Origin of the sequence: Rufibacter sp. XAAS-G3-1, assembly GCF_013623775.1 — a bacterium.
Lineage (GTDB): Bacteria > Bacteroidota > Bacteroidia > Cytophagales > Hymenobacteraceae > Nibribacter.
The window spans coordinates 222,633-237,600 of the sequence record NZ_JABFAM010000008.1 but is presented as its reverse complement, the minus strand read 5'-3'; the positions used below and the strand labels follow the sequence as shown (position 1 = coordinate 237,600).

At 53.0% G+C, this 14,968-nt stretch carries 12 protein-coding genes; 5 read left to right on the top strand and 7 right to left on the bottom strand.

All coding sequences use genetic code 11. The annotated features are described in order from the left end of the window. Positions 1–33 precede the first annotated feature (33 nt). Both cysK and HHO50_RS11145 read right to left on the bottom strand, forming a co-directional pair. The gene (cysK, locus tag HHO50_RS11150) at positions 34–948 is read right to left on the bottom strand and encodes a cysteine synthase A (RefSeq protein WP_181306123.1); all 915 of its coding nucleotides are present in this window, start codon (positions 946–948) and stop codon (positions 34–36) included. Positions 949–1,048: 100 nt separating this feature from the next. Next, on the bottom strand, positions 1,049–1,882 hold the full coding sequence (locus HHO50_RS11145) for a serine O-acetyltransferase (protein WP_181306121.1): 834 nt from the start codon (positions 1,880–1,882) through the stop codon (positions 1,049–1,051). Positions 1,883–2,169: 287 nt separating this feature from the next. Here HHO50_RS11145 and HHO50_RS11140 point away from each other — a divergent pair, with 287 nt between their 5' ends. Next, positions 2,170–4,023, top strand: coding sequence for an ABC transporter ATP-binding protein (locus tag HHO50_RS11140; RefSeq protein ID WP_181306120.1), 1,854 nt, complete (start codon positions 2,170–2,172; stop codon positions 4,021–4,023). A 250-nt stretch (positions 4,024–4,273) separates the two neighbouring features. Here the strand turns inward: HHO50_RS11140 and HHO50_RS11135 are convergent, their stop codons facing one another. Then, entirely contained in the window at positions 4,274–5,485 is a 1,212-nt protein-coding gene (locus tag HHO50_RS11135) for an MFS transporter (RefSeq protein ID WP_255478697.1), read from the bottom strand. 138 nt (positions 5,486–5,623) lie between these two features. On the opposite strand from HHO50_RS11135, the gene HHO50_RS11130 reads away from it, so the two are divergent. Beyond that, a complete protein-coding gene (locus HHO50_RS11130; protein WP_181306118.1) occupies positions 5,624–7,567 on the top strand; it encodes a peptidylprolyl isomerase in 1,944 nt (647 codons plus the stop codon). 231 nt (positions 7,568–7,798) lie between these two features. Here HHO50_RS11130 and rsmG read toward each other — a convergent pair whose 3' ends face one another. The 3 genes from rsmG to HHO50_RS11115 all read right to left on the bottom strand — a co-directional run bounded on the left by rsmG (position 7,799) and on the right by HHO50_RS11115 (position 10,452). Next, entirely contained in the window at positions 7,799–8,440 is a 642-nt protein-coding gene (rsmG, locus tag HHO50_RS11125; RefSeq protein ID WP_181306116.1) for a 16S rRNA (guanine(527)-N(7))-methyltransferase RsmG, read from the bottom strand. 282 nt (positions 8,441–8,722) lie between these two features. Further along, complete coding sequence (locus tag HHO50_RS11120) at positions 8,723–9,331, bottom strand: RNA polymerase sigma factor (RefSeq protein ID WP_062542709.1); 609 nt, start codon at positions 9,329–9,331, stop codon at positions 8,723–8,725. Beyond that, the gene (locus tag HHO50_RS11115) at positions 9,322–10,452 is read right to left on the bottom strand and encodes a glycosyltransferase (RefSeq protein ID WP_181306114.1); all 1,131 of its coding nucleotides are present in this window, start codon (positions 10,450–10,452) and stop codon (positions 9,322–9,324) included. The genes HHO50_RS11120 and HHO50_RS11115 overlap by 10 nt, the downstream gene beginning before the upstream one ends. A 170-nt stretch (positions 10,453–10,622) precedes the next feature. Here HHO50_RS11115 and tgt point away from each other — a divergent pair, with 170 nt between their 5' ends. The 3 genes from tgt (at position 10,623) to HHO50_RS11100 (ending at position 14,167) form a co-directional block, all read left to right on the top strand. Continuing rightward, positions 10,623–11,753, top strand: coding sequence for a tRNA guanosine(34) transglycosylase Tgt (gene tgt / locus HHO50_RS11110; RefSeq protein WP_181306113.1), 1,131 nt, complete (start codon positions 10,623–10,625; stop codon positions 11,751–11,753). Between the two features lie 119 nt (positions 11,754–11,872). Continuing rightward, entirely contained in the window at positions 11,873–12,949 is a 1,077-nt protein-coding gene (locus HHO50_RS11105) for an LptF/LptG family permease (protein ID WP_181306207.1), read from the top strand. Positions 12,950–13,243: 294 nt separating this feature from the next. After that, positions 13,244–14,167: a DMT family transporter gene (locus tag HHO50_RS11100; RefSeq protein WP_181306111.1), complete on the top strand. Its 924-nt coding sequence runs from the start codon at positions 13,244–13,246 to the stop codon at positions 14,165–14,167. Here HHO50_RS11100 and ispE read toward each other — a convergent pair. Continuing rightward, positions 14,144–14,959 (bottom strand): 4-(cytidine 5'-diphospho)-2-C-methyl-D-erythritol kinase, encoded by an 816-nt coding sequence (gene ispE / locus HHO50_RS11095; protein WP_181306110.1) that lies wholly within the window; start codon positions 14,957–14,959, stop codon positions 14,144–14,146. The two genes, HHO50_RS11100 and ispE, sit on opposite strands and share 24 nt — an antisense overlap. Positions 14,960–14,968: the final 9 nt, after the last annotated feature.

Sequence of the window (14,968 nt, the reverse complement as noted above, 5' to 3'; positions counted from 1 at the left end):
AGGGGCGGCTTTGTTATGCATGAACGGCAACTGTTACACGAACAGACCTTCTACTGACAGGTAACGCTCACCGGTGTCATAGCAGAAGGTGAGAATACGGGCACCCGGCTCTACCTCGGCCAGTTTCTGGGCGACGGCAGCGAGGGAACCTCCAGAGGAAATCCCAATGAAAATCCCTTCCTCACGGGCCGCGCGGCGGGTATACTCAAACGCATCCTTAGGGTCTACCTGAATCACGCCATCCAGCACCGACATGTCCATCACCTTAGGGATAAAGCCCGCGCCTACGCCTTGGATAGGGTGTGGGCCCGGAGCACCACCGCTCAATACCGGAGATAAGGTAGGCTCTACGGCCAACACTTTCAAGTCAGGGAATTTCTGTTTCAGCACCTGCCCTACGCCGGTGATGTGGCCGCCGGTACCTACGCCGGTAATCAGGTAATCAACTCCGTCTGGGAAGTCACGCAGCACTTCCTGCGCGGTGGTTTCTACGTGGATACGGGTATTGGCTTCGTTCTCAAACTGCATGGGAATCCAGGCGTTCTCGTTTTCGGCGGCCAGTTCATTGGCCCGGGCAATGGCCCCGTTCATGCCTTTCTCCCGAGGCGTCAATTCCAGGTGGGCTCCGTACGCAGCCATCAGACGGCGGCGCTCAATAGACATGGATTCCGGCATGACCAAGGTAATTTCATAGCCTTTCACAGCGGCCACCATGGCCAAACCCACCCCGGTATTCCCCGAGGTGGGTTCAATGATATGGCTGTGGGGCTTTAACAGACCACGCTGCTCAGCGTCTTCAATCATGGACAAGGCAATGCGGTCTTTGATGCTTCCGCCGGGGTTGGCGCGCTCCAGTTTCATCCAAACCTGGGCATCGGGGCCAAACAGTTTATTGATGCGGACAACCGGGGTATCCCCGATGGTCTGTAATATGTTTTCTACTTTCATCTCGTAAGGTTTACGTTAAAAGAAGTATCCGTTTAGGGCAAAGACGTGCCTGCCATTTACTACAAATGTAAAGTTATTTTAGTAACCCCAAAGGGCGTGCTTAAATAGAGAAATCCAGAATATCTTCTGGCGCCTCTGACCGGCTCACCTTTATCTGGGCGCGGTGATACAACCGTGAATAGGCAGGTACGCTCTCGGTGAGCCATACGTTACCGCCAATAATGCTGTGCGCGCCAATCACGGTGTTGCCGCCCAGAATAGTGGCCCCGGCATAGATAATCACGTTGTTTTCCAGCGTAGGATGACGCTTTAAATCCATCATGTATTTGGCCACGCTTAAGGCTCCCAGGGTCACGCCCTGGTACAGCTTCACGTTTTTGCCGATGACGGTGGTCTCCCCTATGACAATACCGGTGCCGTGGTCAATACAGAACGGATAATCAATCTGCGCCCCTGGGTGAATATCAATACCAGTGCGGCTATGGGCGTATTCGGTTAAGATGCGCGGCAGCAACGGCACCCCTTCCTGGTACAGCACATGCGCGATGCGGTACACCGCGATGCCGTAAAAGCCGGGGTAAGAACGCATCACTTCCTCAATGTGCCGGGCGGCGGGGTCTTCCTGAATAATAAAGTGGGCATCGGAAATAAGCCGCTCGTGTAAATTGGGCAGTTGGCGCATGAAACGGTGCACGGTTTCATGCGCTGAGAACGCACTGATGTGCTGAACGCCTTCCAGCAAAGATTCCAGTTCCTGCTCCAGAAACGTGGCTTCCTGGGCCAAGGCCTGCATGTTCTTGAAAGGCTGCTCGGTCAAAGGCGGAAACAGCATCTGCAGCAATCTATTCAGGAACTGGCAAAGCAGGTTGGTGGGTATCCGGAACTGGTTCTGCTGGTGCAGCGTCCAGAGCCGTTGTAAAAACAATTCTTCCATAAAAGTAACCTACGAAATTATCCCTCAGAAGGAAACAAAAACCTTCTCGCTTTCAAAAGCCACAAAGGTAAAACCACTTGCGGGCAGATAAGTTATTTCTTTGGTTACTTAGGGTATAGCATCCAAGCCGTTTCAGGCCTGTTTCTGCCAAAAGAGCCTTAAAACAGGGCACAAAATCTTTCAACCAAACTCTTTCTTTTGATTCTTTACGAGGAAGGACAATAGGAATGTAGGACGTTTCGCAAAAAACAGCGTAAGTAAAGGGCTTTTCAATAACTTCACCGCTTATGGCATTTTGGGACAATTTTTTTGGCAAGAAACCACCCAGACAGGGACAGCCGCAGCTTTCGGTGCAGCAGCGGGTAAGCGCGCTCAAGCATTTGCCGCCTTTCCTGAAAATGGTCTGGAAAACCAATCCGCGCATGGCGTTCATCAACGTGGTGCTTCGGTTAATGCGGGCCGCTGTGCCGCTGGCGGTGCTCTACGTAGGCCAGCTCATTATTGACGAGGTGGTGCGCCTCACCCAAACCAACGACAAACTGCTGGGCCATCTTTTCACGCTCATCGCCATTGAATTTGGCTTGGCCATACTTTCTGATTTCCTGAACCGGGGCATTGCCTTACTGGATGGCTTGCTAGGCGATTTGTTCGCGAATCAATCCTCGGTGCGGCTCATGGAACACGCCGCCGAGCTAGACCTTGACCAGTTTGAAGACTCGGCCTTCTATGACAAACTGGAACGCGCCCGCCGTCAGACCCTCAGCCGAACCATTCTCATGAGCCAGGTACTGGGCCAGATGCAGGATATCCTAACCATGATTTTCCTGGCCGCCGGACTTATCGCTTTTTACCCGTGGCTGTTGCTGCTATTACTAGTGGCGGTATTGCCCGCGTTTCTGGGCGAATCGCACTTCAACGAACGCAGCTACTCCCTGGTACACGGCTGGACTCCCGAGCGCCGCGAGCTGGATTACCTGCGCCAGACTGGGGCCAGCGATGATACCGCCAAAGAAGTGAAAATCTTCGGGCTGTCTGGTTTTCTGGTAGACCGTTTCCGCACCCTTTCCCACCAGTTTTACAAAGACAACCAGAAACTGTCTACCCGCCGGGCCGCTTGGGGCAGCGTGTTTGCCGCTTTGGGCAGCGCCGGTTACTATGGGGCGTATGTGTACCTGCTCATGCAAACGGTGCAAGGGCAGGTTTCCCTGGGCCAATTAACGTTTCTCTCCGGCTCCTTCATGCGCTTGCGCGGATTGCTGGAAGCCGTGCTCAACCGGTTCACCAGCGTGGCCGAGGGCGCGTTGTACCTGCAGGATTTCTTTGACTTCTTTGAGCTGCAACCCCGCATCCGGCGACTGGCTTCTGCCCCAGCCTTCCCTCGGCCTATCAAGCACGGCTTTACCTTTGAGAACGTAGGTTTCCAGTACCGAAACTCAGAGAAATGGGCGCTCCGCCACCTCAACTTCACCTTGCATGCCGGTGAGAAACTGGCGCTGGTAGGCGAAAACGGGGCCGGAAAAACCACCATGGTAAAACTGCTCTCCCGCCTCTACGACCCTACCGAAGGCCGTATTTTGCTAGATGGCGTAGACCTGCGTGAGTATGACCCCGCCGATTTGCGCCGCGAAATTGGCGTGATTTTCCAGGATTTCGTGCGGTTCCAGATGAGCGCAGGCACCAACATCGCCATCGGCCGCATTGAGGAAAAAGAGAACAAACCCCGCATCCAGACTTCGGCGCAGCAAAGCCTCGCCGATACTGTCATCGCCAAACTTCCCGAGGGCTATGACCAGGTGATTGGCCGCCGCTTCAACAAAGGCGTGGATTTATCGGGCGGCGAGTGGCAGAAAATAGCCTTGGGAAGAGCGTACATGCGCGATGCCCAACTCCTGATTCTGGACGAACCTACGGCCGCCCTAGACGCCCGCGCCGAGCACGAAGTCTTTCAACGCTTCGCGGAACTGACCCAGGGCAAAACCGCCGTGCTTATCTCCCACCGCTTTTCCACCGTGCGCATGGCCAATAGGATTCTGGTGATTGAAAACGGCCAATTTGTGGAAATGGGCTCCCACGAAGAACTCATCGCCAAAGGCACCCGCTATGCCGAATTGTTCCGTCTTCAGGCGAAGGGGTATTTGTAAAAGGAGTCCTGAGTTCTGAGTCTTGAGTTCTGAGTTGGGAAGCTTTTTGATGCCGTTGTTGGTGTTATCACCAACAACCACAACGGCGTTTCATGTGCCTTTTGCTTAAAATGAGCCATATTGGCGCGGAAGTAACTTCCGCGCATAGAGTGTTCTGTGTAGGGGCAATCCCTTATGGTTGCCCTTGCGCATGCCTCCGCAATAAAGGTTGTTGGTGATAACACCAACAACGGCACCGAACGGCATCGACTCAAGACTCAGAACTCAGGACTTCTTTTTTCCCAAACTTGCCCAGCATCACAAATAGAAACGCCAGAAAGCACAGGGCAGCGGCCCCCCAGAACACATACGGGATGGCGCCTACTTCATTTCCATAAATCCAGCCGGAGGCGAAGGCACCAATGCCGATACCGGCTTCCAAGGCAATGTACACGGTGGCCATGGCGCGGCCACGGCGTTCGGGGTGGCTCAGGTCAATGGCCCAGGCGTAGAGCGTGGGCGAGTTCATGCCCGTTCCGAAGCCGTACAAGATGGCCGCTCCCAGGAACATGGCCTTGCTCTCGGATAGCCCTAAGACCACCATAGAGATGGCCATCAGCAACGTGGAAACGCGCAGAATGGGAACCCGGCCGAAGCGGTCAGAGGCGCGACCTGCCAGAAAACGCACGCCAATGGAAGCAACAGTATAGAAAGTGAAGAACAGTCCTTTGTTCTGGATGCCCAGGTGCTGGCTGAAATCTGGCGTAACGGTGAGCACCGCGCCGTAGCAAGACAGCGTGAGCAACATCACCACGAAGGTGGGCAGCACCCTGGGCTCAAAGATTTCATCCCGGCGGATGCGCAGCAAGCCCAGCTTGAATTTCTGCGGATTGGGCAGCGTTTCTTTCAGGTTGACCAGCACCAGAATGGAGAGCAGGGCCATGCCGGAGGAAGAGTAGAAGAGTGCGTTCAAGGTGAAATGCCGGCTAAACTCTCCGCCAATGGCGGGCCCTGCCGCCAAGCCCAGGCTTCCCGCCAACCCGAAAATACCGATGGCGGCACCTCTCCGCTCCAGCGGCACAATGTCTGCGATGTACGCTGCTTCGCCGGTGGGCGTGAAACCCGTGGAAAAACCGTGAACGAGCCGCAGCAGCAGGAACGCAAAAACGGTGGTGAGCAACGGGTACAGCAAACTACATAAGATGCAGACGGCTACACCGAAGTACATGACCGGCAGTCTGCCTACCGTATCGGTGAGCTTCCCGCTGAAGGGGCGCGAAAGCCCGGCGGTGAGGGTAAACAAGCCGATGATGTAGCCTTTGTAATCGGCCCCGCCTAAGTGCGTCAGGAAGTTGGGCAACTCCGGGATAATCATGTTGAAACTGGCCGAGAAGAGGAACGAACTCAGGCACAGCATCCAGAAACGGAACGAGTAAGTAGGGGCGGGGGCAGCGGGAATCATAACGGGCGCAAAGGTCTGCATTTTTAAGACAATCCGGCGCTCGTTTTAGGCTCATTTTCCTGAAAACAGGGCTAAAACGGCAATTCGGGTTGCTGCCGCTAAAAGGCTTTTGCCGCAGACTCAGGACAGTTTTGTATCTTCCGTGCTTAAGTGCTCTTTATGAAAAAACAACTCAGAAACGCCGCTGCTCTGCTCTTGTTGGCTGCTGCCTGCCGTCAGCCTGCCCAGCAGAGTGCCACTAGGGGCGTGAATAAATTCAGTGACGCGACCCTGCGTAAAATCTACACGCTCCAGGACGAACGCAAAACCCAGGATCTGCTCGCCTTTTTGGAACGCCCCGAAACCATGTACCGCCGCGAAGCTGCTTTGGCGTTTGGTTCAATACAGGACAGCACGGCTATTTCGGCACTGACTCCTTTGCTGCAAGACCGGGAAGCGGAGGTCAGGAAAGCGACGGCGTATGCCTTGGGGCAAATTGGCAACGCCTCGGCGGAGCCCGCCTTGATGGAGGCGTACGGGCGGGAACAACACGTACCCACCAGAGCCGAGATGCTGGAAGCTTGGGGTAAGTGCGCTACCCAAAACGGATTGGACATGATATCTAGGTACACGGCGCAACCCGAGATGCAAGCGGCGCAAGCCTGGGCCATTTACCGGGCCGGACAACGGAAACTGAACTATGCGGGGGCCATCACCAAAGCCGCTGAACTTCTAACCTCTGGTCAGGAAGAGGCCCGTTTAGGAGCCGCCCACTTTCTAGGCCGAACCGCCAAAGTAGACCCAAGTCCGGTTAAAGCGCAGGTCTTTAAAGTTGTGCAGCAAGACCCCAGCGCGAATGTACGCATGGCAGCGGCATTGGCGCTGGGAAAGATGACCGATACCGTAGGCGTGGCCTCTGTCATTAACCAAGTTCTGGGCAAAGACGCTGATTACCGCGTGCGGATTAATGCCGTGCGCCCTTTGTACCAGGTGCCGTACGCCGCCGTGCAAACCGCCGCCTGGAACGCCCTATCAGATAAACACCCGCTGGTGGCCCTCAGCGCCGCCGAGTACCTGACCGCCAAAGCTCCGGCTACTGAAGCTTCTCGATTATTGGAAGCAGCCAACCAACAGCAGAACTGGCGTGTGCGGGCGACGTTGTTTGGTGCAGCCTTGGCCTCTTCTCCGGCTGAGCAGAAGCAGCGGGTAAGCCATCAGATTCAGCAACGGTTTGCCTCGGCGAAGAACCCGTATGAGAAAGCAGCGTTGCTTACGGCTCTCAGCAAAGACCAAAACCAGTATTCCTTCATTGAACAGCAGACGTTTAAAGCAACTCACCCGGCCATCAGCACCTTGGGCATAGAAGCGATGGCAGCCATGCGAGGGCAGAAGAATTTTGACGCTTCGGCAGCTCCTGTTTTTAGCCTGATTTTCCAAAAAGCCATCCAATCTAGCGATGTGGCTTTGGTGGGCATTGCCGCCGGTGCCCTCCGGAATCCGGATTTGAACCTGAAGAATGCCTATGCAGACCGCTCTTTCCTGACCCAAGCCCGCGACAAACTCACTTTGCCCCGCGACATGGAGACCTACCTGGAACTACAGAAAACGCTGGACTACCTGGAAGGCAAGACCTCAGCGCCTACACCCGCCACTCCGTTCAGCCATCCTATTAATTGGGCCACGGTGAACAAGCTGCAAAAGAACCAGAAGGCGCGGCTACGTACGTCTAAAGGCGATATCACGTTTGAACTGCTGGTAGAAGATGCGCCGGGCTCGGTGGCGAACTTTGTGGAGTTACTGGAGCAAGGCTTTTACAACGGCAAGAACTACCACCGCGTGGTGCCCAACTTCGTGGCACAGGGCGGCTGTCCGCGCGGCGACGGCTGGGGTTCCACGGATTACGCCATCCGCTCTGAGTTTGCTGATCTGAATTACCTGGAAGGCTACGTAGGCATGGCCAGTGCGGGCAAAGACACCGAAAGCTGCCAATGGTTCATCACCCACTCTCCCACCCCGCACCTGGACGGCCGCTACACCATCTTCGCGCGCGTAGTCAAAGGCATGGACGTGGTGCATCAATTGAACATCGGCGATATGATTGAAAAGGTGGAGTTGGTGCGGTAGATAATAGCAAGACTTTCCTCTTCTTTGTCATCCTGAAAGGATCTTGTGGGCGAACTAGAACAGCGATGAATAACCGCTACTGCAATGCGCCCACAAGATCTTCCCAAGATGACAAAAGGATGGGTAAATCCTGAATAGCAAAAAGCCGAGGCCTCTCCACTTGAAGAGGCCTCGGCTTTTATTTGTAATCCTATTTCAGAGCTGATTTTTGAAAAACAGGCCTGAAACGCTTTACGCCGTTGGATGCAGCGGCACGTACACCACTTTCTTCGTCTCGAAGAATTCTTCCTGGAAATAGGTACTCAAGTCAAACACTTCATGCAACAGACCAGACTCAGCCAATTCTTCGGTTAAGTCACCACCTTTGAGGTAGTACAGTCCCTGGCCGGGTACCGAGTCTTTCTTGTAGCTGAACTGAATCCATTGGTAAAAGGTAGCCAATCTAGCCACGGCGCGGCTCACAATGAAATCATACTTTTCGTGCACCTGCTCGGCACGGGTGTGGGTGGCTTTCACGTTATGCAACCGTAGTTCCTGCGCAATTTCCTCCACCACATGGATTTTCTTGCCTATGGAGTCTACCAAGTGAAACTTCACCTCGGGGAACAGAATCGCCAAAGGCAAACCGGGCAAGCCGCCGCCGGTTCCTACGTCCATCACTGAGGTTCCCGCCGGAAACTGCACCACTTTGGCAATGCCCAGGGAATGCAGCAGGTGGTTCACCGTCAGGTTATCCATGTCTTTGCGGGAAATCACGTTGATTTTGGAATTCCACTCCACATACAGCTCCGCCAGCCGCGCAAACTGGTGCTGTTGCTCTGGCGTGAGGTCTGGGAAGTAGTGCAGTAAGATATCGGCGGATGTTGGGTTCATAGGGGCAAAGATAAGAAAAGGAGTTCTGAGTCTGGAGTCCTGAGTTTGTCAGAATGCAAAAGACTTGGGTTCTGTTTTGCCTTTCTTTTCAGGAAAAGAGCACCAAAACCATGCATCCCGCAAGTTTGAGCTTCGCTCAAACTTGCGGGATGCACATATTCCGTTTAAGGCCTATTTTTCAATAAAACTGCTTATAAACACAGAAAGCAGCCACTTGGGCTGCCTTCTGCGAACATTTCAATTTTAAAATCTTGCTACGTGATACTTGCTACTTGATACCAGCTAGATCAGGTGCTTCTTGTTTTTCACCATGTCATAGAGCAACTCGCGGGCGCGGTGCAGTTGGGCTTTTACGGTGCCCAGCGGGGCGCTGAGTTCGGTGGCGATCTCCTCGTAAGACAGCTCGTCAAAGTAACGCAGGGTGACCAGGCGCTGGTACTTGTCGGGCAGTTTACTCACAATGTACTGCATGATCTCAATCTTCTGGTTTTTGATGGCAGACTCTTGCGGGTTCAGGTTGTTGTCTTTGAAATCAATGGTGATCTCATCGCCGTTGTCGATCTTGATGGCTGAGTCAATGCTCATGGTCTTGATCTTGTTCTTCCGGATGAAGTCAATGCAGTTGTTGGTGGCAATACGGAAAAGCCACGTACTGAAAGCATACTCCGGGTTGAATTTGTGCAGGTTGCGGAAGGCTTTCGCGAAGGCTTCAATGGTGAGATCCTCGGCATCATCTGCGTTGCGCACCATCTTAAGAACCACGTGGTAAACCGGCTTTTTGTAGATCTGCATCAGCTCGGCGTAAGCCTTCTCATCTCCGTCTTCTACCGCTGACTGGATCAGTTTAAAATCGTGTTTCGCTTTCGCGGAGAATTGTTTATTTACTTCCATCTTACCTTTTTAGTCGTTAAAACAGAGATCCCGATCCCTATATAATTGAGGTAATACCCTAGTTCCAGTATTGGTAACAGCCACCAGGCCAAAGGGTTTTGCAAACGGCGCGCTACTGGCAAATAGGTGCCGTAGAGGGCGGCATACCTTACCCCAATAATGAGGCCAACCCAAAGCAGTTGATACTGTAACCCTAAAAGAACAGGTGATATTACATAAAATAGCCCATTTGACAAGACAAAAAGTCCGAGTCTGAACTGCTCCTTCTTCTGGTACTGCCGCCCTGCCGCCAAATGTCTTCGTTTCTGGCGCCACCAGTCGCGCCACCGGGTTTCCGGGGTGCTGCTTGTCTGGGCGCCTTGGTCAATGACAATCTGGACGGCAGAGTGTTTGGCAGCTTCCTGCACAAATAAATCGTCGTCCCCTCCCAGGGATCTGATATGGGAGGCAAAGCCCTTGTTACGTAAGAACGTTGATTTGGTGTAAGCCAGATTTCTTCCCACTCCCATGTACGCCTGGCCTCTCATGGCAAAGGACAGATACTGCATTGCCGTCAAGAAGGTTTCAAACCGGATTAAATGATTTAAGAATCCATATATCTGCATATACGGAGAAATGCCTAAAACGATGTCGTTTCCACCTAAAAACCCACTGGCCATTTGCTGCGCCCATTGGTTTGAAAGGGGTCTACAGTCGGCATCGGTGAGCAAAAGATGCTCATACTGAGCGGCTTTTATCCCCAGAAAGAGCGCGTATTTTTTTGGGCTCATAAGAGGCGGCGTTTCCTTTACCCGCAGCAGACGTACGTGGGGGTGCTCCAGTTCATATTCTTTCACCAATACATGAGATCCGTCCCAGGAGCGATCATCTATCACTATGATTTCTAACGGCTGCGGGTACTCTTGTTGTATTAGAAGGGGCAATAATCTCTGCAGATTCCCTACTTCATTGTGGGCGGCTACCAAAATAGACAAAGGCGGCAAGGCCGAGGGGTTAACTTCTTCCTGCTCTTGGTGAAAGGCGAGCGGCAGGAAATAATAGAGTTCGTAAAACAACTGCACCAGCACACAGGCTACCAGCAGGTAGAACAGAGAAGCAGAAAGGTAAAATGTAACGTCCAAGGCGAAGAAAACTGAAGCCAAAAATAGCACAAATATTTGGGAGAGACTTACCCACGGGGCGGCAGAACAAAAGGTTGTTTGTATCTTTGCCGTTTGGAGAAGCGCGGGTTTCTGAAAGACCGCCGCGTTCTTCTGTAAAGAAGGCTTCTCCAGCACTTTACCCGTAGTCCATGACCTTTGATTTAGTAGCGAAAGATCCCGCTTCCAAAGCCCGTGCCGGTGTATTGACCACCGCCCACGGCACCATACAAACCCCTATTTTCATGCCGGTGGGTACCGCCGGCACCGTAAAGGCCGTGCACCAGCGCGAGCTCAAAGAAGACGTAAAAGCCCAGATCATTCTAGGCAACACCTACCACCTGTACCTTCGGCCCGGTTTAACCGTGCTGGAGAAAGCGGGCGGCTTACATAAATTCAACGGGTGGGACGGGCCTATTCTCACCGACAGCGGCGGATACCAGGTGTTCTCGCTTTCGGGCACGCGCAAGATCATTGAAGACGGCGTGAAGTTTAGGTCGCACATTGACGGCTCCAGCCACCTGTTCACCCCAGAGAACGTGATGGACACGCAGCGCACCATTGGCGCGGACATTATCATGGCTTTTGACGAGTGTACGCCCTACCCGTGCGACTACAACTACGCCCGTAACTCCATGGAGCGCACGCACCGCTGGCTACAACGCTGCATTGACCGTTTTGACGCAACTGAGGGCAAGTACGGCTACGAGCAAACCCTCTTCCCTATTGTACAGGGCAGCACCTACAAAGACCTGCGTATCCAATCGGCGGAGACGATTGCGGCTAAGGGACGTCCGGGCAATGCCATTGGCGGTTTATCAGTGGGTGAGCCTGCCGAGATGATGTACGAGATGACTGAACTGGTCTGTGACATACTGCCCGCTGATAAACCGCGTTACCTCATGGGCGTGGGTACCCCGGCTAACATTCTGGAAAACATCGCTCTGGGCGTAGATATGTTTGACTGCGTGTTGCCTACCCGTAATGCGCGGAACGGTATGCTGTTTACCACCCAAGGCATCATCAATATAAGAAATGAACGCTGGAAGGAAGACTTCTCTCCCATTGACGCGGAACTGGGTGGGTACGTGAGCACGTTTTATTCCAAGGCGTATCTGCGCCACCTCATGCATGCCACCGAGATGCTGGGAGCCCAGATTGCCAGTGTGCACAACCTCACTTTCTATCTGTGGCTGGTAGGCCAGGCGCGCGAGCAGATCATGGCGGGCACCTTCCGTACCTGGAAAGATGAAATGGTGAAGAAACTAATGACGAGACTCTAAGTTAGGAATTAGGAATTAACAATTAGGAATTAAGAATTTGAAGGTGATGAACCCAGCTGTTTTGGTGGAGAATCAATTCTTAATTCTTAATTCCTAATTCATAATTGATTAAGGTGAAACTGAAGCTATTAGATAATTACATTCTCAAGAAGTTCCTGACCACGTTTGTGTTTGTGGTGATCATCTTGATTGCGGTCATCTGCGTGATTGACTTTGTGGAGAAGAATGATGACTTCATTCAGCATAACCTCTCCGTGAAGATCATCCTGTTTGATTATTACATGAACATGATCCCGCACTACATCAACATGCTCAGCCCCATTACGGTGTTTATTGCCACGGTCTTTGTGACGGCCAAGTTGGCCTCGCATACTGAGATTGTAGCCATTCTGAGCAGCGGGGTTTCCTTTAAGCGGATGCTGGTGCCCTACATCATCGGGTCAATTATCATCGGGATTTTCATCTTTTTTTTCGCGTCGTACGTGATTCCTACCGCCAACAAAACGCGCGTGGCCTTTGAGATCAAGTACGTGAAGAACCCCTACACGTTTGAGGGCCGAAACGTGCACTTCCGCATTGGGCCAGATACGTACGCGTACCTGGAAAGCTATAACAACCACGCCAACATAGGCTACAAGTTCACCCTGGAGACCATCCAAAAGCAGGAGCTGATCAGAAAATTATCCTCAGAATCTATCCGGTGGGACAGCACCAAACAGAAATGGCACCTGGACGCCTACACCCTGCGCACCTTCAACGGCGACAAGGAAACGGTGGTACATGGCGGCGCTGTTGACACCACCTTAAACCTGCTGCCCAAAGATTTTGCCAGCACCTACCGCCTGAAGGAAACCCTCACCAACGCCGAACTGAACAAGCTTATTGACGAGAAAATTCTGCGCGGGGCCACCGATGTGGAGATGTACATGACCGAGAAATACGAACGCATGAGCTACCCCTTCGCCATTACGGTACTCACCATTATTGGGGTAATTCTAAGCTCCCGTAAAGTGCGCGGCGGTGTGGGTCTGCAGATTGCCTTGGGCTTTGTGCTGGCGTTTGTCTTCATCATCTTCGTGATGATGAGCCGAAGTTTGGCCTCCGTGGGTGGTATTCCGCCCCAGGTGGCCGCTTTCGTTCCGTTGGCCGTTTTCTCCGTGATTGGCGTTGTTCTCTACCGAACGGTGCCCAGATAGTTGTCAGTTTTTAGTTGTCAGTTATTAGCTGGTAGAGACATGGACAGTTACTGGCGCGAGACTCTAGTCTCGTGACCAAGGATGATGCGAGCCTCCAGACTCGCCGGGAACCACCAACGGGAATGCAAACATATAATTATGGCACTGAAGTAACTTCCGCGTTATTTGAGAAAATCAATGCTTCAACACGAAGGGAGTCTGGAGACTCGCGCCAGTAGAAACTAGAGAAATAAAACATTCTGTTTTCGGTCTACTTTTCCCAAAACACCCCCAATTCTTAATTCCTAATTAAAAGTGCAAACTCCTCGGCTCAAAGACTTTCTAGAACTTCACTTCATCATTCTGCTGTGGGGTTTTACGGCCATTTTAGGGAAATTCATCTCTATTCCGGCGGTGGAGCTGGTGTTTTACCGGACAATCCTGGCGGCGGTGGCGTTGGCCGTGGTCATTAAACTCAAGAAACAATCCTTTAAGATTGGCCGGCGTAACATTGTGAAAATCCTGAGTGTGGGCTTCCTGATTGCGGCGCACTGGATTCTGTTCTTCGCCTCGGCGCGGGTTTCTTCGGTGTCTATCTGTTTGGCGGGTATGGCTACTTCCAGCCTTTGGACGTCTATTCTGGAACCCATTTTCACTAATAAGAAAATCAAGCCGCATGAGGTGGCACTGGCCCTGCTGATTATGGTGGGGCTGTACATCATCTTCCGGTTCGAGTTTGACCATGCCGTGGGCATTTCCATGGCGGTGGCCTCGGCTTTTCTGGCCTCTTGTTTCACCATTATCAACAGTAAACTCACCAAACAACACGCCGCTACCACCATTACCTGCTACGAGATGGCCGGGGCCTGGGTGGCGACCTGCCTGTTTCTGCCCATCTACCGCGAATGGTTGACCGATACCGGTGAACTCCAGTTATCCTTGACGTGGCTGGACGTATTCAGTATTGGCATATTGGGGGTGGTGTGCACCGTGTATGCGTACACGGCTGCCGTGCGGCTCATGCAGAAATTCAGCGCCTACACCATGAACCTGACCGTGAACCTGGAACCGGTGTACGGCATTCTATTGGCTTTCTTTATCTTTAAAGAAGGCGAGCAGATGTCGGCGGGCTTTTACTACGGGGCGGCTATTATTCTGTTCAGTGTGTTTCTGCACCCCATTCTGGAAAGCGTGCTGAATAGGCGGCAGCGGAAGTTAAAGGACGCCCTGCCAAACTGAGTACTCCTGGGGGAAAGGCAACGGTTGGGCAGGCGGCGTTTGGAACAACCCATACATGGTAGACCCCGACCCCGACATGGACGCGTACACGGCACCCATCTCGTACAGTTGAGTCTTCAAGTCTGCCAGCACTGGATACTTAGGGAACAAGCTTTGCTCAAAGTCATTCACTACTTCATCTTTCCAGGAGGAGACCTCCTGCGCTAGCAGCGTTTTCAGGCTCTTTTTGGGGAAACGGGGCGAAACGGCGGCGTACGCCTCGGCGGTGCTGATGGCCAGGTTGGGATAGACCAGCAGTAAGTGCCAGCCGGTTAAGTCCAGTTCCATCGGTTCAAACACGTCACCTTTCTCTACGGCCAGCACTGGTCTGTTCCTGATAAAGAAGGCACAGTCACTGCCCAACTGGCGGGCGTAGTTTTCCAGCGCCTCCTCCCCCAAATCCAACCCGAACTGCTGGTTCAGAATCTTGAGGGTGAAAGCCGCATCGGCGGAGCCGCCGCCCAGGCCCGCCCCCATGGGAATGGCTTTGTGCAGGTGCATCTGGATGGGGGGCAGTTCAAAATTTCGGCGAAGGAGCTCATAGGCTTTCCAGCACAGGTTGGCGGTCGGATCGCCGGGCACCGGAAGCCCCGAGAGGGTGAAGGTAGCCCCTCCGTCTGAGGAGGGAAGAATTTCCAGGGCATCGGCCCAGCCTACGGGGTAAAAGCAGGAGACCAGGTTATGGAACCCGTCGGGGCGTTTTTCTACCAGTTGCAGACCAAGGTTTATCTTTGCGCTCGGGAATTGAATCATGGGCGCAAG